Source organism: Cobetia sp. 5-11-6-3 (assembly GCF_013374055.1).
GTDB classification, from domain to species: domain Bacteria; phylum Pseudomonadota; class Gammaproteobacteria; order Pseudomonadales; family Halomonadaceae; genus Cobetia; species Cobetia marina.
This window is the reverse complement of sequence record NZ_BLWJ01000001.1, coordinates 421404-444089: the sequence shown is the minus strand read 5'-3', so window position 1 is coordinate 444089 and position 22686 is coordinate 421404. Positions and strand designations below refer to the sequence as shown.

16 protein-coding genes and 2 pseudogenes are annotated in these 22686 nt (G+C 61.9%); 14 read left to right on the top strand and 4 right to left on the bottom strand.

Annotated features, from left to right (window positions below; all coding sequences use genetic code 11):
- The first annotated feature begins 44 nt into the window (after positions 1 to 44).
- Positions 45 to 1283 (top strand): patatin-like phospholipase family protein, encoded by a 1239-nt coding sequence (locus HXS66_RS17415; RefSeq protein ID WP_255303048.1) that lies wholly within the window; start codon positions 45 to 47, stop codon positions 1281 to 1283.
- Between the two features lie 96 nt (positions 1284 to 1379).
- Here the strand turns inward: HXS66_RS17415 and HXS66_RS01765 are convergent, their stop codons facing one another.
- Positions 1380 to 2222, bottom strand: coding sequence for a transporter substrate-binding domain-containing protein (locus tag HXS66_RS01765; protein WP_176502732.1), 843 nt, complete (start codon positions 2220 to 2222; stop codon positions 1380 to 1382).
- Positions 2223 to 2352: 130 nt separating this feature from the next.
- Positions 2353 to 2958: a Smr/MutS family protein gene (locus tag HXS66_RS01760; RefSeq protein WP_176502731.1), complete on the bottom strand. Its 606-nt coding sequence runs from the start codon at positions 2956 to 2958 to the stop codon at positions 2353 to 2355.
- A gap of 251 nt (positions 2959 to 3209) precedes the next feature.
- Between HXS66_RS01760 and prmB the strand changes: the two genes are divergently transcribed.
- The 6 genes and pseudogenes from prmB (at position 3210) to HXS66_RS01730 (ending at position 11331) form a co-directional block, all read left to right on the top strand.
- Complete coding sequence (prmB, locus tag HXS66_RS01755; RefSeq protein ID WP_054554939.1) at positions 3210 to 4172, top strand: 50S ribosomal protein L3 N(5)-glutamine methyltransferase; 963 nt, start codon at positions 3210 to 3212, stop codon at positions 4170 to 4172.
- Between the two features lie 111 nt (positions 4173 to 4283).
- Positions 4284 to 5375, top strand: coding sequence for a chorismate synthase (gene aroC / locus HXS66_RS01750; protein ID WP_054554938.1), 1092 nt, complete (start codon positions 4284 to 4286; stop codon positions 5373 to 5375).
- Positions 5376 to 5665: 290 nt separating this feature from the next.
- Positions 5666 to 6175: a DUF6489 family protein gene (locus tag HXS66_RS01745; protein WP_084209079.1), complete on the top strand. Its 510-nt coding sequence runs from the start codon at positions 5666 to 5668 to the stop codon at positions 6173 to 6175.
- Positions 6176 to 6345: 170 nt separating this feature from the next.
- Positions 6346 to 6795, top strand: coding sequence for a phasin family protein (locus tag HXS66_RS01740; RefSeq protein WP_167593039.1), 450 nt, complete (start codon positions 6346 to 6348; stop codon positions 6793 to 6795).
- Between the two features lie 509 nt (positions 6796 to 7304).
- Positions 7305 to 9035, top strand: a pseudogene (phaC, locus tag HXS66_RS17410) (class I poly(R)-hydroxyalkanoic acid synthase); the annotation flags it as partial.
- Between the two features lie 1063 nt (positions 9036 to 10098).
- A complete protein-coding gene (locus HXS66_RS01730) occupies positions 10099 to 11331 on the top strand; it encodes an AAA family ATPase (RefSeq protein ID WP_176502729.1) in 1233 nt (410 codons plus the stop codon).
- 21 nt (positions 11332 to 11352) lie between these two features.
- Here HXS66_RS01730 and HXS66_RS01725 read toward each other — a convergent pair whose 3' ends face one another.
- On the bottom strand, positions 11353 to 12237 hold the full coding sequence (locus HXS66_RS01725; protein ID WP_176502728.1) for a LysR family transcriptional regulator: 885 nt from the start codon (positions 12235 to 12237) through the stop codon (positions 11353 to 11355).
- A 320-nt stretch (positions 12238 to 12557) separates the two neighbouring features.
- On the opposite strand from HXS66_RS01725, the gene leuC reads away from it, so the two are divergent.
- The 6 genes from leuC to truA all read left to right on the top strand — a co-directional run bounded on the left by leuC (position 12558) and on the right by truA (position 21716).
- Complete coding sequence (gene leuC / locus HXS66_RS01720) at positions 12558 to 14009, top strand: 3-isopropylmalate dehydratase large subunit (protein WP_141392273.1); 1452 nt, start codon at positions 12558 to 12560, stop codon at positions 14007 to 14009.
- Between the two features lie 11 nt (positions 14010 to 14020).
- On the top strand, positions 14021 to 14674 hold the full coding sequence (leuD, locus tag HXS66_RS01715; RefSeq protein ID WP_136938204.1) for a 3-isopropylmalate dehydratase small subunit: 654 nt from the start codon (positions 14021 to 14023) through the stop codon (positions 14672 to 14674).
- 142 nt (positions 14675 to 14816) lie between these two features.
- Positions 14817 to 15899, top strand: coding sequence for a 3-isopropylmalate dehydrogenase (gene leuB / locus HXS66_RS01710; RefSeq protein WP_084209076.1), 1083 nt, complete (start codon positions 14817 to 14819; stop codon positions 15897 to 15899).
- Between the two features lie 220 nt (positions 15900 to 16119).
- Positions 16120 to 17241: an aspartate-semialdehyde dehydrogenase gene (asd, locus tag HXS66_RS01705; RefSeq protein WP_084209075.1), complete on the top strand. Its 1122-nt coding sequence runs from the start codon at positions 16120 to 16122 to the stop codon at positions 17239 to 17241.
- 591 nt (positions 17242 to 17832) lie between these two features.
- A complete protein-coding gene (locus HXS66_RS01700) occupies positions 17833 to 20598 on the top strand; it encodes a FimV family protein (protein ID WP_176502727.1) in 2766 nt (921 codons plus the stop codon).
- Positions 20598 to 21716, top strand: a complete 1119-nt coding sequence (truA, locus tag HXS66_RS01695) for a tRNA pseudouridine(38-40) synthase TruA (protein ID WP_218015132.1) — start codon at positions 20598 to 20600, stop codon at positions 21714 to 21716. The genes HXS66_RS01700 and truA overlap by 1 nt, the downstream gene beginning before the upstream one ends.
- On the opposite strand, the pseudogene HXS66_RS17590 reads toward truA, so the two are convergent.
- A pseudogene (locus tag HXS66_RS17590) lies at positions 21649 to 21798 on the bottom strand (hypothetical protein); the annotation flags it as partial. The gene truA and the pseudogene HXS66_RS17590 sit on opposite strands and share 68 nt — an antisense overlap.
- Here HXS66_RS17590 and HXS66_RS01690 point away from each other — a divergent pair.
- Positions 21739 to 22371, top strand: coding sequence for a phosphoribosylanthranilate isomerase (locus tag HXS66_RS01690; RefSeq protein WP_176502891.1), 633 nt, complete (start codon positions 21739 to 21741; stop codon positions 22369 to 22371). The pseudogene HXS66_RS17590 and the gene HXS66_RS01690 sit on opposite strands and share 60 nt — an antisense overlap.
- The last annotated feature ends 315 nt before the right edge of the window (positions 22372 to 22686 follow it).

Sequence of the window (22686 nt, the reverse complement as noted above, 5' to 3'; positions counted from 1 at the left end):
TCGCGCCAAGGTCATCCTTCATCATCGTCATCGGGAGACATGCCATGGCCAAGCGCAAGACCATCGCCCTGGCACTGGGGAGTGGCGGGGCACGCGGTTATGCTCATATCGGTGTCATCGAGGAAGTGCTGGCGCGGGGCTACGACATTCGCGCCATCTCCGGCTGTTCCATGGGCGCGCTGGTGGGCGGCATCTATGCCGCCGGTCAGCTCGACGCCTATCGGGACTGGGTGTGCAAGCTGGATTATTTCGATGTGCTGCGACTGGTGGACGTGACCTGGAGCCCGATGGGCGCCATCCGCGCCCGTCGCATCATGGAAGAGCTGGAGGCCCTGATCGGGGATACGCGCATCGAGGACCTGCCGATACCGCTCACCACCGTTGCCACGGACCTGATCGCCCAGAAGGAGGTCTGGTTCCAGAGCGGCAATCTGCTCGAGGCGATCCGGGCCTCCATCGCCGTGCCGGGGGTGATCACGCCGGTGCAGCGCGATCGCAAGATGCTGGTGGATGGTGGCTTGATGAATCCGTTGCCCATCACGCCGCTGGTGGCCGCGCATGTGGATCTGGTGCTGGCGGTGAATGCCACCGCGCACTCGCCGCGCAACCAGACGCTGGAGCAGATGCTGCCCCCGGCGGAGGCGGCCGAAGAGGAAGCACGCGAGGCCGCGCTGCAGGCGCAGGAGGGCGGATTCGGTGACTGGCTGCGTGGCGTGCGCCGCAGTGCCGAGCGCATGTTCTCGGCCGAACGTGAGACGACGCAGCCTCCTGAGCTCGCCGAGCCACCGCCATCCTCCACCTCGGCGGTGAGCCCCCTGGGCGGCGTGCCGCTGCCGCCGGGAGGCAGTCTCGCCCCGCCCTTCACGGCCTTGTCGGAGGCGCCGGAGACGGAGCCCACCACCAGCGCGGGCGCGACCCTGAACGATGTGCTGAATCAGGCCGTGAAGGAGGGCCGGGACGACGCTGATCCGCGCGAGGCGCAGGGGCGTCAGAGCGAGAATCGGGAGTCGCGGCGGCTCGCGGAGATCGAGGAGGGAGTCGACGACGACAATTCGCCGGAGCAGGCCTGGGGCAAGCTCGACATGATGATGCGCTCCTTCGATATCACCCAGGCGACACTGGCCAAGTACAAGATCGCCGGGTATCCGCCGGACATTCTGGTCGAGATCCCCAAGACGGTGTGTGGCGCCTACGAATTCCATCGGGCCGAAGGCCTGATCAAGCTGGGCCGTCACCTGGCCGCCGAGGCGCTGGATCGTTACGAGAAGGGGCTGGATGGCTAGGAGGTCGATGAGCACGCGGCAATGACGCAAGCCCCCGCCAAAGGAGATTGGCGGGGGCTTTTGGCATGTGGTTCAGGCTGACGCTGAGGCGCTGGTTCAGCCCTTGATCCATTTCTCGAAGATGGCGGCCTGCTCGCCGGTGCCCTGCATCTGGGTCAGCCACTGATCCACATAGGCTTTCCAGATGTTGTCACCCAGCGGCAGCAGATAGCCCTTCTGGGAAAAGGTGAATGGCGCATCAGGATGCACGCTGCACAGCGCCGGGTGACGGCTGGCCTGCAGCTGGGTCTCGATGGCATCCGTCACCATCACGTCGGCGCGGTCTTCGATGATGTTGTTGAAGATGGTGCGGTTGTCATCGTGTGCCACACGGGTGGCATCACCGAGAAACTCGTTGGCGAAGCGCTCGTTGGTACCGCCCGGATTGACGGTGATGCGCACGCCTGGCTGATTGATCTGGGCGACGGTCTGGTACTTGTCGACATCTTCACAGCGCACGATGGGCGTCTTGCCGCCGGTCTGGTAGGGCAGGCTGAAGTAGGCCTGTGCCTGACGATCCAGCTTGATCGAGATACCGGACATGGCGATGTCGCACTTGCCGGAGGTGAAGTCTTCCATCAGCGTCGGCCAGCTGGTCGGAACCGTCTCGACGCTTGCGTCCAGGCTTGCGGCCAGCGAGGCGGCCATGTCGAGATCGATGCCCTCGAACTCGCCGTCGTCTTCACGATGGCTGAAGGGGGCATAGTCACCGGTGGTGCAGACCTTCAGTACCTGAGCGTCCTTCACGCGGGAAAGCGTGCTGTCGGCCAGGGAATCGCTGGCGGCAGCGGGCATGGCAAGCGTCAGTGACAGGGTGGCTGCGGTCACGCCGCTGAAGATGGCGGTGGAGCGCGCGCGGCGTGAGGGCTGGCGTGTGAAGTGTTCAGCGTTGGGTGTCATCGAGGTGTTCCCTTGTCGTTATGGTGGCAGGCTCGGCGTGAGGCCTGCTTCAGATGTTCCGTTGCTCAGGTGTTCAGATGCTCAGATGTCCTGTGTCGCTACTCCGTGGCGTGGCGATGGAGGGGCTCGCTCAGTCCATCAGCGGATCACGGCCCTTGCTGCGCAACAATACATAAACTGCGCCGCTGCCGCCGTCCAGCTCCAGCGCCGAGGTGAAGGCCAGCACATCCGGCCACTGGCGAAGCCAGGCGTTGACGTGGCTCTTGATGATCGGGTGATCCGCCATGCCGGTCCACGCCTTGCCATGCACGACCAGCACACAGCGTGAGCGCCGCGCGATGGCGTCATCGATGAAGGATTCCAGCTCGCTGCGCGCCTGCTCCAGTGTGTAGCCGTGCAGATCGAGACCGGCTTCCCAGGCGATCTCGCCGCGCTTGAGGCGCTGGCGCTGGCGGTAGGGGAGGTCCGGTACCGCGAAGTCGAGCAGCTGGCTGGGCGTGACCGGTTCGACCTGGCCGTCCGTGGTGCGCGATGGCGTACTGAGAGAGTCGGTCGAGGCTTCGCTGGCGGCAGCGCGACGCGCGGCCAGTCGGGCCTGCTCGTCACGGCTGAGCGGCTTGCGGCCGGGGTCTGCCCGGTTGCTGGTGATCTTGCGCACGCCGGCCTGTTTGAGGGCGGCGCGGAAGGCGTTGAAATCGTCGCCGTCATCCGAGCTGTCGTCGTGTCGGGGGGGCATGGCTGGGGGCTCCGCAAGCGGTGAATGGCAAGGGGCGCAGTATAGCGTGGCTGTCGGTGCTGTGAAGCACCGCGCCGTGCCGTGCAAGGTCAGTGGCGTCCCATGATGTCGCGCACGTCACGCGCGGTGACCATGGCGCGTGCAAGGGTCGCCGCCACGCCTCGTGAACGCTACAATGCCTGCGCGAGACGCCACCGACGCTTCATGACTGGCGGCGCTCGTTGTCCATCTGTCCGCTTACAGGAATCACCGTGTCCACTACTTCCGCGTCCGACCTGCGCCATCCTTCCAGCCTCAGTGAGCCGGACTCCCGTCTCGTCGAGGAGCTGGTGACTCTGCGCGACCTGATTCGCTGGGCGACCAGCGAGTTCCACGCGCACCGTCTGCACTTCGCCCACGGCACCGACTCTGCCTGGGACGAGGCGGTGGCACTGGTGCTGGGTGCGCTGCATCTGCCGTGGGACACGGACCCCGCCGTGATCGATGCCCGTCTGTTGACCATGGAGCGTGCGCGCATCGTGGCGCTGGTGCGTGAACGCATCACCACCCGCAAGCCGCTGCCCTATCTGCTCGGTGAAGCCTTCTTCACCGGCGTGCCCTTCGATGTCGATGAGCGCGTGCTGATTCCGCGCTCGCCGATCGCCGAACTGATCGAGAGCGGCTTCTCGGCCTGGTTCCCGGAACTGCCGCCGACCCGGGTGCTGGACATGTGCACCGGTTCCGGCTGCATCGGGATCGCCACGGCGCTGGTGATGCCGACCGCCGAGGTGGATCTGGTCGATATCAGCAGCGAGGCGCTGGAAGTCGCGCGTCGCAACATCGAGCGTCACGATGTGGCAGGGCGGGTCATCGCCGTGCAGTCGGACCTGTTCGCGGGGGTGGCCGGCAAGCGCTATGACCTGATCGTCTCCAATCCGCCCTACGTGGACAGTTTCGATCTCTCCCACATGCCGCAGGAATTCGGCCACGAGCCGGCGCTGGCGCTGGGCGCCGGTGATGATGGCCTGGATATCGTGCGCCGTATCCTGCGCGAGGCGCGTGACTACCTGACCGACGACGGCGTCTTGATCGTCGAGGTCGGTAACTCCGAGCGCCACCTGATGGACGCGTTCCCGGACGTGCCCTTCATGTGGCTGGAGTTCGAGCGCGGCGGCAACGGCGTCTTCGCCATCGATGCCCAGACACTGGACGTCTGCGCCCCCGAATTCGCCTGAAGACAGGCTCGTCTGGTGCCTTCGCTTCAGCCCCAGACCTGAAAAGCTCACGACAACTATTATCAGAACGCCGTCGGCCATGACCGGCGGCATCGCCTGAGGACCCCCTGAATGTCCGGAAATACCTTCGGCAAGCTGTTCACCGTCACCACCTTCGGCGAAAGCCATGGCCCGGCGCTGGGCGCCATCATCGATGGTTGCCCGCCGGGCATCGAGATCAGCGAAGCGGATCTGCAGATCGATCTGGACCGCCGCCGTCCCGGCACCTCGCGCCACACCACCCAGCGGCGCGAGCCGGACCAGGTGCGCATTCTCTCGGGCGTGTTCGAGGGCCGCACCACCGGCACGGCCATCGGTCTGATGATCGAGAACACCGATCAGCGCTCCAAGGACTACGGCAAGATCAAGGACCAGTTCCGTCCGGCCCACGCCGACTACACCTATCACCACAAGTATGGTGAGCGTGACTACCGTGGCGGTGGCCGCAGCTCCGCGCGCGAGACGGCCATGCGCGTCGCCGCCGGTGCCATCGCCAAGAAGTATCTGGCGAGCCACGGCGTGCAGGTGCGCGGCTATCTGTCCCAGCTCGGTCCCATCGAGCTTGAGGTCAAGGACTGGTCGCTGGTCGACACCAATCCGTTCTTCTGTGGCGATGCGGACCGCCTCGAGGAGCTGGAGCAGTATATGGACGCCCTGCGCAAGGAAGGCGATTCCGTGGGCGCCAAGGTCACCGTCGAGGCGACTGGCGTGCCGGTGGGTCTCGGTGAGCCGATCTTCGATCGCATCGATGCCGAGCTGGCCCATGGCCTGATGAGCATCAACGCCGTCAAGGGCGTCGAGATCGGGGACGGGTTCGCCGTGGTCAGCCAGAAGGGTACCGAGCACCGTGACGAGATGACGCCGGAAGGTTTCCTCTCCAATCATGCCGGCGGCATCCTGGGCGGCATCACCAGCGGCCAGACCCTGCGTGCCAGCATCGCGCTCAAGCCGACCTCCAGCCTGCGTCTGCCGGGTCGCAGCATCGACGTCAACGGCGAGGCGGTCGAGGTGATCACCACTGGCCGTCATGATCCGTGTGTCGGTATCCGCGCCACGCCGATCGCCGAGGCGATGGTCGCGCTGACGCTGATGGACCACCTGCTGCGCCATCGTGGCCAGAATGCCGACGTCAAGGTCGACACACCGGTGCTGCGCGAGGTGTAAGCCGCTTGCGGCGCGGCTGAACTGCTGGCGCTGCCCAGCTGTTGAACTTGTAACGCTGCCAAGCTGCTGAACTTTTAGTGAGAAAGAGACGCCCCATCCGTGGAGTGATGCCCTGCATCCTTCGTGGCTGGGGCGTCTTGCGTGGTGGGTTGGCTTGCACAAAGTAAATAAGAAAAGGCGTAAGTAGCAGGCTGCCCCCGTGTCATTCTCGCTGCTAGACTCGAATGGCAAGCATGCCAGCGGACTCGCGCACCACGCCGTGCGCGGGCAGACAACAAAAGGACACTGCCATGAAGATCAATGTCGAATTCGACCTGACGCCTCAGGAGTTTCGCCAGGCGATGGGCCTGCCGGATGTGGAAGCCTTTCAACAGGAATTGATGGAGCGCTTTCGTCGTCAGATGGAAGCGGGCGTCGAGGGCTATGATCCGATGAGCCTGCTCAAGCCGCTGATGACACCGGGGGCGGGCACGCCGTTTGCCCGGTTCATGCCGCCGGGGATGGCGGAAGGCATGGCGGGGATGGGCGGCGCGTCAGCGGCCGATTCCCCGGGGGCCTCATCCAACGAGATGGGCGACAGCATGGCCAAGGGCATGGCGGCTTTCCAGCAGTACCAGAAGATGATGCTGGATACCTTGCAGCAGTTCGGTCAGCAGGGCACGGGCAACGCCAGTGGTGGGGCCAGTGGTGGCGACAGTGAGCCCGCTGGGAATGACCCGCATGCGGGAGCTGCGCAGAAGGCGGCCGCTGAGGACAGACCCAAGGCCGCCAGCGCGCGCTCACGCAGTCAGCGTGACTGATGGATGACGAGGGAAGCTGAAGGCATTGCGGTGCAGGATTATCGTCATGGGATTGCAACCGCTTCGGGAGCAGACTAGTCTTTGTGCAGTGCAGCATAATGCTGCGCTCCAAAGATGGCGCAGAGTCTTCTGCGCGCTCTTCCGGTACGGAATCCATGGGAGGAACCGTCATGCAACAGGATCAGATGTTCAACGCCTTTGCCGAGCAGGCCCGCAGCTTCTATCAGCCGATGCGCAAGCTCAACAGCCTGGTGCTCGACCACATGAGCAAGGTGGCCGAGTTCCAGATGGATGCCGCCAAGCGCTATGCCGATACCGGTTTCGAGCGTGCCCGCGCCGCGACGGAAGTGAAGAGTGTCGAGCAGCTCAGCGAATTCGGCAATCGTCAGCTGGAAGTGGCCACCGAGCTGTCCCAGCAGATGATGGACGATTCCCTGAAACTGGCGGAAATGGGCAACGAGATGCGCAGCCAGATGGAACAGGCCTATTCCGATGCGGGCAAGGAAGCCACGGACAAGGCATCTTCCGCTGCCAGCAAGGCGTCTTCCGCCACGGCGGATGCCGCGAAAGACAGCACCAGCAAGCCGGCAAGTGCCACCAGCCGCGCCAAGCAGAGCTGAAGAATCATCGAGAGGGCTGGCGCACGCGCCAGCCCTTTTTTTGGCGAGGTCAGGCATTGCCCCCATCACGGCCCGGGTGCATGCTGAGAGTCGCCCCCCGAGGCGGCAAGACGACAGATGAGAGGTCTCAGCCGGCTTTCCGTCGTATTCGCGCCTCTGGCATGAATGCGACGGAAAGCGGACTGCAAGGCTCTGGCCTGCCAGAGTGACGCCAGAGTGAAGAGAGTCGGTGCAAGGTGCCAGTGACGGCGCCGCGAACGCCTTTCGAGGCCATTGCACTGCAGAGGTACGGAAGGATTCGGTTCGATGAAATCGTGCATGTCGGCGTTCGTTCGACAGCCATGCTTCGATAGCCAATGACAAGGAGGACGGGCGATATGGTTTCAGCCCAGCAGCAGGCACTTTCTCAGGCATTCTCTCAGGCCTTTTCCCATCTGTTCCCCGATGGCGTCGACGGCGGCGAATGGGCCGGCGTGGTACAGGAAGCCAGCACCCAGTATCAGGCTCTGATGAGTGACATGCTGGAGCGCCTGTGGCCAAGTGCTGCTGCCTCCACCATCTACGACGAGATGGGACGTTGCTTCCAGGCAGGCGCGGAGGCGCTGGCACGTGACCCCCAATTGCTGATTTCCACGCAGACCCGCCTCTTCCAGGACCAGATGGCCCTGATGCAGGGCACGCTGCGCGAGATGAGCGGTGAGAGTGTCGAGCCCGTGATCAGCCCCGCACGCTCTGATCGTCGCTTCCGCGATGAGGCCTGGCAGAGCGAACCGTATTATCACTTCCTCGTGCAGCAATATCTGCTGTTCTCGCGCGCCGTGGATGAGATGCTGGCGGGCATCAAGGGATTGCCGGAGAGCCAGAAGCGCAATCTCGAGTTCTACGCGCGCCAGTACGTCAGTGCCTTCTCGCCCTCCAACTTCGCCTCCACCAACCCGGAAGTGCAGCGGGTGACCCGCGAAACCGGCGGCCAGAATCTGCTCGACGGCTTGAAGCGTCTGCGGGAAGACCTTGCCAACTCCGCCGAAGGCATCAATGTCGCGATGACCGACACCGAAGCCTTCCGTCTCGGCGACAACATCGCCGTCACGCCGGGGGATGTGGTGTTCGAGAATGAGTTGATCCAGCTGATCCAGTATCGCCCGGCGACGGAAAAGGCTTTCAGTACGCCGTTGCTGGTCGTGCCGCCGTGGATCAACAAGTACTACATTCTCGATCTGCGTCAGGACAATTCGATGATGCGCTGGCTGGTGGAGCAGGGGCACACCGTGTTCCTGATCTCCTGGCGCAATCCCGGGCCGGAGCAGAGCGATCTCACCTGGGCCGATTACATGCAGATGGGGCCGCTTGCCGCGATGGATGCCATCGAACAGGCCACCGGCGAGAAGCAGGTCAATATCCTGTCCTACTGCATCGGTGGCACGCTGACGGCCAGCACCATGGCCTATCTCACGGCCAGGAAACAGGCGGATCGCGTGCGCTCGGTCAGTTACATGGCGACGTTGCAGGACTTCTCCGATCCCGGCGAGATCGGTGTCTTCCTCAACGAGCCGGTACTGCAGGGCCTTGAGAAGCAGATGGCGCAGGACGGCTACCTGGATGGCCGCGTGATGGCGTTCTCCTTCAACCTGCTGCGCGAGAATGACCTCTTCTGGTCGTTCTACGTCTCCAACTATCTCAAGGGCGAAGCGCCGACCGCGTTCGACCTGCTGTACTGGAATACCGACGGCACCAACCTGCCGGCCGGTACCCATGCCTGGTATCTGCGTCACATGTATCTGGAGAACCGCCTTGTGCAGCCCGGCGGTATCGAGCTGGACGGTGTGCCGATCGACCTCTCGCAGATCGAGATTCCCAGCTATTGGGTCTCTGCCCGCGAGGATCACATCGCCAAGTGGCAGACCACCTACAACGGCACCCAGCTGCCCAAGGCTTCCATCAAGCGCTTCGTGCTGGGTGGCTCAGGCCATATCGCGGGTATCGTCAATCCGCCGCACAAGAACAAGTACGGCTACGTCACCAATGACGAGCTGCCGGCGACACCGGATGCCTGGCTTGAAGGCACCGAGGCGCATGAAGGCTCCTGGTGGAATGACTGGCAGGCATGGATGTCCGGCAATGGTTTCGTCGAGCCGGAACCGGAAGTCTCTGCGCGCACGCCGGGTGAGGGCAAGCTCGACGTGATCGAAGCGGCGCCGGGGCGTTATGCGCGCCAGACCATCCCCGAAGTACTCGGCCAGACTGTGCCGGAAGAGATCACCTCAGCCGCACAGGCGCAGCTCAAGACCGTGCGTGATGTACAGGAGACGGTCGAGAAGCGCATGAATGAAGCGCTCAAGCAGGTGACGCTGCCGCTGGAAGAGGCCATGACCGCGATGACCGAAGCCGCCACCGGCAAGGCCGCCAATGATGCCGGCGACACGGCGGACAATAGCTCATCCAGTGCCTCCAAGGCGCAAGGGGCGCGTACCAGGCCAGCCGCTTCCAAGGCGGCATCAGCGGCTACTGAGTCAGCAGCGCCGGCAAGCAAGCCCGCCGCGCGCAAACGTGCTGCACCCAAGAGCACGGCTTCCAAAAGCACTGCTGCCAAGAGCACTGCAAAACCGAGCACTGCGAGCACGGCTGCCAGCAGCTCCGGTAGCTCAGCAACCAAGACCACCACGGCGAGAAAGACTTCCACGCCACGCAAGACGGCTGCCAGCAAGACGACCACTGCCAACAAGTCAACGGCGGCCAAGACGACTGCAAGCAAGGCGACCGCAAGCAAGGCGACTGCGAGCACGTCAGCCTCTGACAGCAAGCCGTCTGCATCCGGCACCTCGAGCAGCAGCACTTCTTCCACGGCTTCGGGTTCCAGCGCTACGAAGCCCGCGACGACGCGCAAGAGCACTGCCAGCAAGAGCACTTCCAGCAAAACCACGGCGAGCAAGAGCACTGCCAGCTCGACGGGAAGCGCAAGCACTGCCAAGACGGGCAGCAGCACTGGGACTTCCAGTCAGAGCGCTTCAAGCTCTGGTGCTTCCACTACCACCGCCAAGAGCGACACCGGCAGCCAAGCGTCCAAGCCGCGCCGTGGCCGTCCCTCCAATGCCAGCAAGGCCGCCACCGCCAAGGCAGCGGAAGAGGCGAAGAAGGACGATGCCAAGCCTGCGGCCAGCAAGACGGACGATTCGTCTAATACTAATAAAAAGCCTAGTAATAGTTAATTGTGTGTTGTTAAATGTATAGCAATGTTGCCAGCTCTTTAGGGGGCTGGCATTTTTATAGTGCGATTATCAAGGGATGATGATGAGAAGGAAAGCAGTGAATGAAGTGTTCACACCAAGGAATTCTTCTGTAAATACTAGTATGTATATCGACCGTGGCACGCATGAGCGAGCTTTATATCGTTCAGTTACTGGGACAATGCACTCTTTTTTGTTTGGTGAAAGTGGTAGTGGCAAAACATGGTTGTATAAAAAGGTTTTTGCTGATCACAATGTTGTTTATTTGTCAGTTAATGCGGCCAATGTTTCTAGGGGTGGTTCGTTAGTTGATGAGCTTTATAGAAGATGTTTTAAAGATTTAAAAGCACAAAAGGTGGGATACAAGGAGACTAAAAAAGCAGGTTTTTCAGCTATTGGCACTGCAGAGCTATCTCATGAGGCCGAATTTGTTTTAGAGGAGAAAGATAAGCTGTATGAGGTTTACAAGTATCTCTATAGCAAGTCTAATAAGAAAGGCGCAACTATTGTACTAGATAACATAGAGACAATGTTCGAAAGCCATAAGTTAATGAGCGAGTTAACAGATGTGTTAATTTTGTTGGATGACGATGATTATGCAGGCTTTAAGGTTAAGTTTCTTCTGATAGCTGTGCCTAATAATGTTCTCCAATATTTTTCACACGCGAAGAATCCTACATCCGTTGGAAATCGAGTTAATGAGCTCGCTAGAGTTGCTGGGCTAAATGCGAAGCAGGTACAAGATTTTATTGAGAGAGGATTTGTAAATTCTCTTAGAGTTAGTATTGAAGATGTAGATCGCAAAAAGCTTGCGAAGCATATTTATACAGTCACGCTGGGAATTCCTCAGCGTATGCATGAATACTGTGAATGTTTGGCATATCGTGTCGAAGATAATGACTGGTCTTACAATGATGGGTTGATGGATCTGGCCGATTTTGATTGGCTGCAGAAAGGCTTGAGAGAATGTTATTCTATTATTGAGTGGTATTTAAATTCCGATGAAACGACGGATGGTAGACGGAATCAAGTTATTTATGCATTGGGGCGGATTTCGACCCACCAGATAGATGCATCTAAGATTGGTGCTGTTATCTCTCAGGATTTTCCAAGCTGTGCTCCTAGTAGTAATTCGGGTATCGGACAGGTTTTGGGGTATATATCCAAAGGTGATAAGCCAATACTTAAAAAATTGCTTAATTCCACTTTGTATTCGTTCCAAGATCCACGTTACTTGATGTGTATAAGGCTTATGCTATATATAGAGCCTATTACTGAAAAGGTTAAAAAGAAAACCTTTACTTTAAACTAGCTGGTTAGCAGTGCTTAATTTTTACCGCGACGCCGCATCCCTTGCCCCTTCCAGCAGTTCGATCATGGCGCTGGCGGCATTCGAGAGGGTGCGGTTGTTGTGATAGAGATAGCCGAGCTGGCGTTCGATGGGGCGGTGGTCGATGGGCAGGATCTCGATCTCGTCGTCGATCATGCTTTCCGGCAGCACGCTCCAGCCCAGGCCGATGGCGACCATCATCTTGAGGGTCTCGAGGTAGTTGGTGGACATCGAGACTTCCACCGAGAGGCCGTCACGCGCGAAGGTGTCGATGACGATGCCACGCGTGAAGGTCAGGTGGCCCGGCAGCACGGCGTCGTGCTGTGAGAGGGCGGCCAGTGGCAACGCCTTGTGTCCCGCCAGCGGGTGATCCCGTCCGCACACGAAGCGCATCTCGTCCAGCCACACCGGTACCACCGTCAGATTGGGATCGCGATGCGGTGCCAGAGTGACGACGGCCAGTTCCAGCTCCCCATCCAGTACGCCCTGATAGGCCTGTTCTGAATCCAGGAAGCGCATGTCCATGCGTACTTCGGGGTGGGACATGGTAAAGGCCTTGAGCAGTGGCGGCAGACGGTGCAGGCCCACATGGTGGCTGGTCGCCATTGTCAGACTGCCTTTTACCTCGCCGGACAGATTGCGCAGCGCGCGCCGCGTGTCATCGTGCATCACCAGAATGGCACGGGCCCGCGGCAGCAGGATGTTGCCGGCCTCCGTCAGGGTGACGCGCCGCCCGATGCGATCAAACAGCCGCGCGCCGTGGAGCTGTTCCAGCTGCGCGATGCGCTTGGAGACAGCGGGTTGTGTCAGGTGCAGCTGCTCGGCCGCCAGCGAGAAGGAGGCGGTTTCCGCGACGGCAACGAAGGCCTGAAGAGAGGGAGTGTCCATGTGAGGCAGCTATCCTGTCATGAGGGCGTTCAGAAGAATGATCTTCCGTGCGATCAGGGGGAATGTCGGCTGAGGCAATGGTATTCCTTTTGGGAATCCAAAGCATGAAAAACATGAATTGCTTTTATTCATCGCCGCCGAGTACTCTTGATGACACAGGACGCGGCGGCGATGCTCGAGCCTCTGGTGGCAAGCCACCTGCGACATGGCTCGCACGACCGCCCCGCCATCAACACTGGACGACACACCTCATCAAGGGGCCGCCACGAGCCCCGAGGCAGCAAGCGCTCTTACCGTAGGGCGCCACGAGGAGACACGACATGGCCAGCCAGACCCTTTATGACAAGTTGTGGGACCAGCATCTGGTCAAGCAACGTGAAGACGGTACTGCACTCATCTACATCGACCGTCACCTGCTGCACGAAGTGACGTCGCCGCAGGCCTTCGAAGGGCTGCGTCTGGCCGGTCGCAAGCCGTGGCGTCTGGATGCCAACCTGGCAACGCCGGACCACAATGTGCCGACCTCTCTCAAGGAGCGCGCTGCCGGCATCGCGGGGATCGAGGATGAAACCTCTCGCATCCAGGTGCAGACCCTCGACGACAACTGCAACAGCTTCAACATCGAGCAGTTCACCATCAATGATGCGCGTCAGGGCATCGTGCACGTGGTCGGGCCGGAGCAGGGCGCGACCCTGCCGGGCATGACCGTGGTGTGTGGCGATTCCCACACCGCGACCCACGGTGCCTTCGCGGCACTCGCTCACGGTATCGGCACCTCCGAGGTCGAGCACGTGCTCGCCACCCAGTGTCTGATCCAGCGCAAGATGAAGAACATGCTGGTGCGCGTCGATGGTCGTCTCGGCACTGGCGTCACCGCCAAGGATGTCGTGCTCGCCATCATCGGTGAGATCGGTACCGCCGGCGGTACCGGCTATGCCATCGAATTCGGCGGCTCCGCCATCCAGGACATCTCCATGGAAGGCCGCATGACCATTTGCAACATGGCCATCGAAGCCGGGGCACGGGTCGGTCTGGTCGGGGTCGATGACATCACCATCGATTACCTTCGCGACCGTCCCTATGCGCCGAACGCCCAGCAGTGGGAAGCGGCCGTCGCCGACTGGCGCAATCTGGTATCCGATGCAGACGCCGAATTCGACAAGGTTGTCGTGCTCAAGGCGGAAGACATCGCCCCGCAGGTCACCTGGGGCACCAGCCCGGAGCAGGTCACCAGCGTCAATGGCGTGGTGCCGGACCCGGCAGCCGCCAACGATGACACCGAAGCGCGTGGCATCACCCGTGCGCTCGAGTACATGGGCCTCAGCGCTCAGCAGAAGATCACCGACATCAAGCTGGACCGCGTGTTCATCGGTTCCTGCACCAACTCACGTATCGAGGACTTGCGTGAAGCGGCGCGCGTGGCCGAAGGCCGCACGGTCGCCAAGAGCCTCAAGCAGGCGATGGTCGTGCCGGGCTCTGGCCTGGTGAAGGCACAGGCGGAAGCCGAAGGGCTGCACGAGATCTTCCTCGCCGCGGGCTTTGAATGGCGCGAGCCGGGCTGCTCCATGTGTCTGGCGATGAATGCCGACAAGTTGGGCGCCGGCGAGCATTGTGCTTCCACCTCCAACCGCAACTTCGAAGGCCGTCAGGGCTTCGGTGGGCGTACGCACCTCGTCAGCCCGGCCATGGCCGCCGCTGCCGCGATTGCGGGTCACTTCGTTGATGTTCGTGACTTTGCCCCCATTCCTACTTCCGATACCCACGCAGCCTGAGGAGGCCCGACATGGAAAAGTTCATTCGCCAGCAGGGCCTCGTGGCACCGCTCGATCGCGCCAACGTCGATACCGACCTGATCATCCCGAAGCAGTTTCTGAAGTCGATCAAGCGTACCGGCTTCGGCCCGAACCTCTTCGATGAGCTGCGTTATCTCGATGAGGGCTATATCGGACAGGACATCAGCAAGCGTCCGCTGAATCCGGATTTCGTTCTCAATCAGCCGCGTTACTCAGGCGCAAGCGTGCTGCTGGCACGTCGCAACTTCGGTTGCGGCTCCTCGCGGGAGCACGCGCCCTGGGCACTGACCGACTTCGGCTTCCGGGTCGTCATCGCACCGAGCTTCGCCGATATCTTCTACAACAACTCGTTCAAGAACGGCCTGTTGTTGATCACCCTCGACGAGGACACGGTGGATCGCCTGTTCAAGGAAGCCGAGGCGGTGGAAGGGTATCGTCTGGATATCGATCTCGAGGCACAGGCCGTCATCACGCCGTCCGGTGAGTCGATCGCCTTCGAGGTGGACAGCTTCCGCAAGCATTGCCTCATGGAAGGCCTGGATGACATCGGTCTGACTCTCAAGGATCAGGACGCCATCGACAGCTTCGAGACGCGTCATCGCGCCGAGCGTCCGTGGCTGTTCCGCGATGGCAAGACGGCCTGATCTGTCCAGCGTCACGCCAGTCAGCGCCGAAGTCGCAACACATTCGTCATGGCTCGCCGTCCAGAGTGGCAGCGAGCCCAGTCTCAGCACCGGCGGTGAACCGTCGGTCTTGCCGGATGCTCTCCGGCCCAAGGAGTTCCAGATGAGCCGCAATATCCTGATTCTGCCCGGTGATGGCATTGGCCCGGAAATCACGGCCGAAGCCGTGAAGATCCTTGAAGCCGCACGCAGCGAAGGGCTGGACATCACGCTGAGCGAAGGCAAGGTCGGTGGTGCAGGGTATGACGCGGCGGGCCATCCGCTGCCGAAGGACACGCTGGACGCCGCCAAGGCGGCAGACGCCATCCTGCTCGGCGCGGTCGGTGGCCCGCAGTGGGACAAGCTGGAAGACATCTCGCTGCGTCCGGAACGCGGCCTGCTGGGGCTGCGCAAGGAGCTTGAACTCTTCGCCAACCTGCGCCCGGCAATTCTCTACCCGCAGCTGGCCGAGGCCTCCAGCCTCAAGCCGGAAGTGGTGTCCGGTCTGGACATCATGATCGTGCGTGAGCTGACCGGTGGCATCTACTTCGGCCAGCCGCGTGGCATCGAGACGCGCGACGGACAGCAGGTCGGCTACAACACCTACGTCTACTCAGAATCCGAGATCGAGCGTATCGGCCGCACCGCCTTCGAGATGGCCCAGAAGCGCAACAAGAAGCTGTGCAGTGTCGACAAGGCCAACGTGCTGGAAGTCACCATGCTGTGGCGTGACGTGATGGAGCGCATCTCCGCCGACTACCCGGATGTCGAGCTGTCGCACATGTACGTCGACAACGCCGCCATGCAGCTGGTGCGCGCACCGAAGCAGTTCGACGTGGTGGTCACCGGCAACATGTTTGGCGACATCCTCTCGGATGAAGCCGCGATGTTGACCGGTTCCATCGGCATGCTGCCGTCCGCCTCGCTGAATGCCAGCGGCCAGGGCATGTATGAGCCGTGCCACGGCAGCGCGCCGGACATCGCGGGTCAGGGCATCGCCAACCCGCTGGCCACCATCCTGTCGGTGGCGATGATGCTGCGCTACTCGCTGAATGAAGCGGCGTGGGCCGAGCGTATCGAGAAGGCCGTCGGTGTGGTGCTGGATGAAGGTCTGCGTACCGCCGATATCGCCTACGCTGGCACTCGCAAGGTCTCCACCTCCGAGATGGGCGATGCCGTGCTGGCCGCCTTCAAGGCCCAGGCATAAGGCAAGACCCGCGTGAACGCCGCTCGTGAGTGGCGTTCACGCGAGATGATCATGAGGAAGCCTGGCGTGCGTCGCTGGGCTTTCGTGTCAGGACCTGCGGCTGGAGCGTTGGGCAAGGCTCGCCTCGTGTGAGTTGCCTGTGCTCGCTGCGGGTCATTCCTGTGCCGGGAGCTTCGGTGTCTTCCGTGTTCCCGGCCGTGCATGAACAAGGAGAACAAGCATGTTGAAAGTCGGATTTGTCGGTTGGCGTGGCATGGTCGGTTCCGTGCTGATGCAACGCATGCGTGATGACAACGATTTCGCCGGTATCGAGCCGGTATTCTTCTCCACCTCCCAGGTCGGTCAGGCCGGCCCGGACGTGGGCACGCCGGTGCCGGCGCTCAAGGATGCCAATGACATCAATGAGCTGAAGGCGCTGGACGTCATCGTTACCTGTCAGGGTGGCGACTACACCAAGCAGGTGTTCGGCCCGCTGCGTGAAGCCGGCTGGAAGGGCGACTGGATCGATGCGGCCTCCACCCTGCGCATGGAAAAGGATGCCGTGCTGGTGCTGGACCCGGTCAACCGTCACGTGATTGATGAGAAGATCGGCGCCGGCGCCAACACCTTCGTCGGCGGCAACTGCACCGTCAGCCTGATGCTGATGGGCCTGGGTGGCCTGTTCGAGGCCGGCATGGTCGAGTGGATGACCTCCATGAGCTACCAGGCGGCGTCCGGCAGCGGTGCGCGCCACATGCGTGAGCTGCTGACCCAGATGGGCCAGCTCAATGGCAGCGTGGCCTCGGAGCTTGCAGACCCGGCCAGCGCGATTCTGGATATCGACCGCAAGGTGACCGCCACCATGCGCGGCGATGATTTCGCGACCCAGCAGTTCGGTGCGCCGCTGGCCGGCTCGCTGCTGCCGTGGATCGATTCCCCGATGGAATCCGGTCAGACCCGCGAGGAGTGGAAGGCCGGTGTCGAGGCCAACAAGATTCTCGACAGCCAGGGCAACCCGATCATGATCGATGGGCTGTGCGTGCGGATCGGTGCGATGCGCTCCCACTCCCAGGCCTTCACCGTCAAGCTCAAGCAGGACGTGCCGCTGGACGAGATCGAAGACCGCCTGGCCAAGCACAATGACTGGGTCAAGGTCGTCGCCAACACCAAGGAAGACAGCCTCAAGCACCTGACACCGGCTGCTGCTACCGGCACCCTGACCGTTCCGGTCGGCCGTCTGCGCAAGCTGGCGATGGGTGGTGAATACCTGTCTGCCTTCAGCGTGGGTGACCAGCTGCTGTGGGGGGCCGCGGAGCCGCTCAAGCGCATGCTGACCATTCTGCGGGAACATCGCGCCGCCTGATCATCACGATGGCTGGCCCTCGCGGTTGAGTGCCATGGCGTGATGCAAGACGTCGCCCCCGACTCCTCGGAGCCGGGGGCGACTTTTTTGCGCTCGAAAATTCTGCAATCGAAAATCCTGCAATCGAATATCCATGCACTCGAACGTCCCTGGCGAATGTCCTGGCGGACCATGTCCGGGTTCCCGGTCATTCCCCGAATGCCCAATGAAGGGTGATTGTGATGGTCGGTCGTGCCGATGATCGGCAGTGCCATGGGCATCAGATGACCGGCATGTCATTCCAATGACTGACCGGCTTCATTCCGGCTTGCGCATTTTTTGCGAATTTGGCTGGCGATGTTGATGCATGATGGCATCTCGTATGCATATTTGAGTATCGTGTCAGCCGGATGAGGTGGAGCTGGTCACTCCTGTCATCCGGGGAGCAGGTGGGCTATCAGAGGGGACGACGCCCGCTAGCGTTGAAATTTTTCTGGCTGAGTCGCGCCTTGCCTGAATCATGAGGCGGACTCTCTGGTATCTTATATGTAAGAATACGTAACATAATGCGCCGGCCGGACACTGAATCGGTCGCATACGAAGGGACACTCAATGGGACGCAAGCTTCCTCTCGCACTGGCGATCTCCTTCGCCATCTATAGTGCTCAGGCCTTGGCGGTCGGCATGGAATCGCCGCGATTGCGCTCGAATCTGAATCAACCGCTGGATGCCCGCATCGGCCTGACAGATACCTCCGGGCTTGATAGCAGCCTGATCAAGGCGAACGTCTCCGATGCCGCCGCCTTTGCGCGTGCCGGTGTGGACCGCAGCTATGTCAGTGATGACGTCAAGGTGGCCATCAAGCAGCAGGGCAGCCGCTATTATCTTCAGCTGACCACCAACGGGGCAGTACGTGAGCCCTATGTGGATCTTCTGCTGGACGTCGAGTGGCCCAATGGCAAGCTGCAGCGTCAGGTCACGCTGCTGTTCGATCCGGCGGGCTATTCCAGTCAGCCGGCACTGGTGACGCCTTCTGGTGCGCGCTCACGTCCGTTGGCCGACACGGGGTCGACACCCTCGCGTTCCGTGGTCTTCCGTGACAGTGGTCAGTCGTCCTCGGCAAGCGCTGCGCCCGCGGCGGGCGAAACGCCGTCAAGCATCAAGGTACGCAGTGGCGATTCCCTGTGGACCATCGCACGACGCGTGCGGCCGGATGCCGGGGTCAGCATCCGTCAGGCCATGCTGGCGATTCAGGAAGCCAATCCCAGTGCCTTCCCGGGCGGCAACATCAACAAGCTGAGGGCGGGGGTGGTCCTGAGCGTTCCCGATCGTGCCACCATGCTGGGCCGCTCGCGCACGGCGGCCGATCGCGAAGTGCGTGAGCAATATCAGCAGTGGGTCGCGGGGGCGCAAGGCAAGACCATTCCTGCCCCGGCCAGCAAGAAGACGACGTCCGCGTCTCCGAAGGATACCGCCACGGCCAGTGAGACGCCCGCTGCAGCGCCCGCTCCCAGCGGCCCCGCCAGTGCGGGTGCTGACGGCAAGCCGCGCCTGACGCTGATCGATGAAGAGGCCACGCCGGCGAGCAAGGCGGCCGCCAGTACGCAGATTTCCGCAGGCAGCCAGCAGGCCATCGATGAGCTGTCGGATCGCCTCGAATCGCTGGAAGACCAGTTGCTGACCAACCAGCAGCGTCTGGATCAACTGGAGCAGGAGCGTGACGACCTGCGCAGTGAAGTCGCTTCATTGCGCAGTGAAGTCGGTGAACTGCGTGCTTCCCTGGCCGAGCGTACCGAGCAGCTGGAAACGGCCAAGGTATTGCTGGCCAAGCAGAACCGTCTGCTGGTCAACAGCGGCATCACTCCCTTGACGCTACCCGAGAGTCTTGTCGCTGCCGGGGTGGATCTGGGCCAGCCGCGTGATGGTGAAGGCAATCTCGTGTTGCCCAGCCAGCCCTGGCCGCAGGCGACGTGGAAGTGGGTACAGGACAATCTGATGATGGTGGGCGGCGCGGCGGGAGCATTGCTGTTGCTGCTGTTGCTGTTGCTGCGTCGTCGCTCGGGGCCGAAGGATGACTCCAGCATGAGCTTCGCGGATGCCGTGCGTCACAACGACCAGGACCTGCAGGACCCGTCACGGGGTGCCTTTGGAGCTGCAGCGGGTACCGCTGACAGACAGGTCCCGGAAGAGACGTCCGCAGTGGCAAGTCGTGGCTCTCACACTCTTGAGCCTCTGGCCCAGCCTGAGGCCGCTGCCATCAGCGAGGCGGATATCTTCATCGCCTATGGACGCTTCGACCAGGCGCAAGCCCTGCTGGAAACCGGTCTTGCAGACGATGAGAGTCGTCAGGACCTGCGTCTCAAGCTGATGGGAGTACATGGAGAACTTGGCAATCTCGAGGCGCTGAATCACGAAAGCGAGAAGGTATTGGCGGCGGGCAATGCAGAAGAGCGTGAAGAGGCTCAGGCGCTGCTCAACCGTTATGCCGGGATGGGTAGCCCCATGCGTGCTGCCATGGGTGGCGCGGTGGCCGCAAGCAACGTGACGCATCTCTCCGGTGTCGTCAGTCAATATGCCCAGTCCCTGCGTGTGCCATCCTCGGCCAGCGCAGCCTCTGAAAGGCTGGCGGCAGGTGGCGCGAACCTGCAGGACGATGAGCGCGAGCCGGAGGGTGACGTGTCTGACTCTTCAGGCGAAGGGCAGGACAGTGGCTCGTTCGAGGATGACTTGCACGCTGATGCCGCCGTCACGAATGACACTCCGGCAGACGTGGGAGTCGCATTCGAGCCCGGCCTCAAGGGCAAGAGTCCCGAGCACGGAAAAGCGGCACCCGATACCAGTTTCTTCAGTGACAACGTGATCGATTACCAGGCGCCAGAACTGACGCTTGATGACGGTGTGGAGTCTGCGGCAGTGGCAAGTGTTGAGAAGGCGGACGAGGCGCTCAAGGGTGAGGCGGTCGAATTTACCTCCGCCTCCATCGATGAGGAAGGTGAATCTGCGAAATCCAGTGCACCTTCAGGCGACGAGGTGGCGCCTGCAAGCGCCTTTTCAGCAGCCGACGAGTTGCCGTCGCTGGATAGCATGACGCTGGAAGAGGTGGATGTCCCTCGTCGTGATATCTCGCAATTCGAGGTGGAGGAAGTGGCGTTCGAGTCCGGGGATCAGGATAATGCCTATCCCTCTGTCGGCATGGCAGGGGCAGGGGCTGGCGCCCAGGACAGCGTGGCCTTCCAGCAGCTCGAGGAAGCCCGCCAGTTGCTGGTGGATGGTGAGGATGATCAAGCGGCAGCGCTGCTTGAGCCGCTCGCCTCCGCCAGTGACGGGATGATCCGTGAAGAGGCGCTGGCGTTGATGGAGCGCTTTGGTCTGACCTGATGCCCTTTTTTACACCGCTTGATGATAATGAAAGACGCCCGGGGCGCATCGCTCTGGGCGTCGAGTATGATGGCAGCCGCTATTGCGGTTGGCAGCGCCTCAGCCACGCACCCTCCGTGCAGGAAACGCTTGAAAAGGCGCTTTCCAAGGTGGCTTCCACTCCCATCACCGTCCACTGCAGCGGGCGCACCGATTCAGGTGTGCACGCCGTGCGTCAGGTCGTGCACTTCGATACCCCCGTGGGCCGCAGCCGCAAGGCATGGCGCATGGGCAGCAACGTCAATCTTCCCCCGGATATCGGCATCCATTGGGCGGTCCCCGTTCCCGATGACTTCCATGCCCGATTCAGCGCCATCGCGCGTCGTTATCGCTACATGATCATCAATCAGCCTTTTCGGCCGGTGATGGAGCGTCACAACGCCACCTGGTGTCGTGAACCCCTGAATGTCGCCGACATGCAGGCGGCGGCCGCCCATCTGGTAGGGGAGCTGGACTTCTCGGCCTTCCGTGCGGCAGGTTGTCAGTCGCGCTCGCCACGACGCCACGTGCATTTCATCGAGGTGAGTCGTCACGGCCAGCTGGTCATGATCGACATCCAGGCGAATGCCTTCCTGCACCACATGGTGCGCAATATCGCCGGTACCTTGATGGCCATCGGGCGTGGCGAGAAGCCTGTCGAGTGGATCGTCGAGCTGATGCGCGGGGGAGATCGCACGCGTTCGAGTGCCACGGCAGCAGCCACGGGACTTCACTTCGTCGACGTCATCTATCCGCCGCGCTATGAGCTGCCCAGGGAGCCGCTCGGGCCTGGTCTGGTGGCCCATCTCGGGGAGTGGACGGGAGAGCGTCCCTTGCCGGATTGCCCGATGGTACGCTCACGCCTGGCCCGTGCCGAAGCCGAGGGTGCCGAAGAGGCTCGGGCGGCAGGCAAGCTCAGTGAAAAGGAAGCCATTCGGCTGGCAAGCGTTGCCCGTGAGGCCGAGCGTCTCAGTCGGGAACATGAACAAGCGATTCCTGCCGCAGGATCGCCTGTCGCAGGATCGCCTGCCGCAGGATCGCCTGCCGCAGGATCGCCTGCCGCAGGATCGCCTGTCGCACAGAATGAATCCTCACGTTGAACGGAGTGATCCCATGACCGAGATGAGCGCTCGAGCGAGCCAGCGTACCCGAATCAAGATCTGCGGATTGACACGTGAACAGGATATCGCCGGCGCCGTGGCGGCAGGTGCCGATGCGCTGGGGTTCGTGCTGTGGGCGGGCAGCAAGCGGGCGGTGGACGTTGCTCGCCTGGCGGAGCTTTCGCGCCTGGTGCCGGCATTCGTGACGCGTGTCGGATTGTTCGTCGATGCCAGTGAGGCCGAAGTGGCCGCCGCTGCCCCGCATCTCGATCTGCTGCAATTCCATGGCAACGAAACGCCCGAGCAGTGCCGCGCCGCTGGCCGCCCCTATATCAAGGCGTTGCGCATGCGTGACGGGATCGACCTGGCGGCAGAGGCAGAACGCTTCCATGACGCACGCGGTCTGCTGCTGGATGCCTATCGTCCCGGTGTCCCCGGTGGCACGGGCGAGACCTTTGACTGGTCGCGCATCCCTCGAGGATTGCCCCTGCCAGTGATCCTGGCGGGCGGGCTCGAGGCCGGCAACGTGACGGAGGCGGTCAGGCAGGTAGCGCCCCACGCGGTCGATGTCTCGGGAGGGGTAGAGTCTGCCCCTGGCGAGAAGTCACGGGAGCGCCTCCAGGCGTTCTGTCAGGCAGTACGAGCCGCCGACTGACTCCACTGATGCCCTGCGCGGCATGCCGCAAGGCCTGCGCGGGACAGGCGCAACACTGGACTCCACAAGGCAATTGGCATATCGCACTACCCGCAAGGGGGGCGAAGCCGCTACAATGTTTGCCAGAATCTGGAAAAGGGGCCGTACGACCAATGGGTTGCACGGTCTTTTCCTTTGGCGCCACTGACTTCCTCCAGCGTCCCGAGACAAGGGGGCGAAGAGGGTGTCAGTCGTTGCCCGCCACGTCCTTGCCTCCTGGAGAGGTGGGCGTGTGCCAACTCGCATGGCCGCCGACAGTCGTCGAGCGGTGCCCAG

Coding starts and splice junctions, on each gene's coding strand:
- HXS66_RS01740 (WP_167593039.1), top strand. CDS start 6,346: ATGCAACAGGATCAGATGTTCAACGCCTTTGCCGAGCAGGCCCGCAGC.
- leuC (WP_141392273.1), top strand. CDS start 12,558: ATGGCCAGCCAGACCCTTTATGACAAGTTGTGGGACCAGCATCTGGTC.
- aroC (WP_054554938.1), top strand. CDS start 4,284: ATGTCCGGAAATACCTTCGGCAAGCTGTTCACCGTCACCACCTTCGGC.
- HXS66_RS01700 (WP_176502727.1), top strand. CDS start 17,833: ATGGGACGCAAGCTTCCTCTCGCACTGGCGATCTCCTTCGCCATCTAT.
- HXS66_RS01690 (WP_176502891.1), top strand. CDS start 21,739: ATGAGCGCTCGAGCGAGCCAGCGTACCCGAATCAAGATCTGCGGATTG.
- leuB (WP_084209076.1), top strand. CDS start 14,817: ATGAGCCGCAATATCCTGATTCTGCCCGGTGATGGCATTGGCCCGGAA.
- leuD (WP_136938204.1), top strand. CDS start 14,021: ATGGAAAAGTTCATTCGCCAGCAGGGCCTCGTGGCACCGCTCGATCGC.
- HXS66_RS01765 (WP_176502732.1), bottom strand. CDS start 2,222: ATGACACCCAACGCTGAACACTTCACACGCCAGCCCTCACGCCGCGCG.
- HXS66_RS01745 (WP_084209079.1), top strand. CDS start 5,666: ATGAAGATCAATGTCGAATTCGACCTGACGCCTCAGGAGTTTCGCCAG.
- HXS66_RS01760 (WP_176502731.1), bottom strand. CDS start 2,958: ATGCCCCCCCGACACGACGACAGCTCGGATGACGGCGACGATTTCAAC.
- truA (WP_218015132.1), top strand. CDS start 20,598: ATGCCCTTTTTTACACCGCTTGATGATAATGAAAGACGCCCGGGGCGC.
- asd (WP_084209075.1), top strand. CDS start 16,120: ATGTTGAAAGTCGGATTTGTCGGTTGGCGTGGCATGGTCGGTTCCGTG.
- HXS66_RS17415 (WP_255303048.1), top strand. CDS start 45: ATGGCCAAGCGCAAGACCATCGCCCTGGCACTGGGGAGTGGCGGGGCA.
- HXS66_RS01725 (WP_176502728.1), bottom strand. CDS start 12,237: ATGGACACTCCCTCTCTTCAGGCCTTCGTTGCCGTCGCGGAAACCGCC.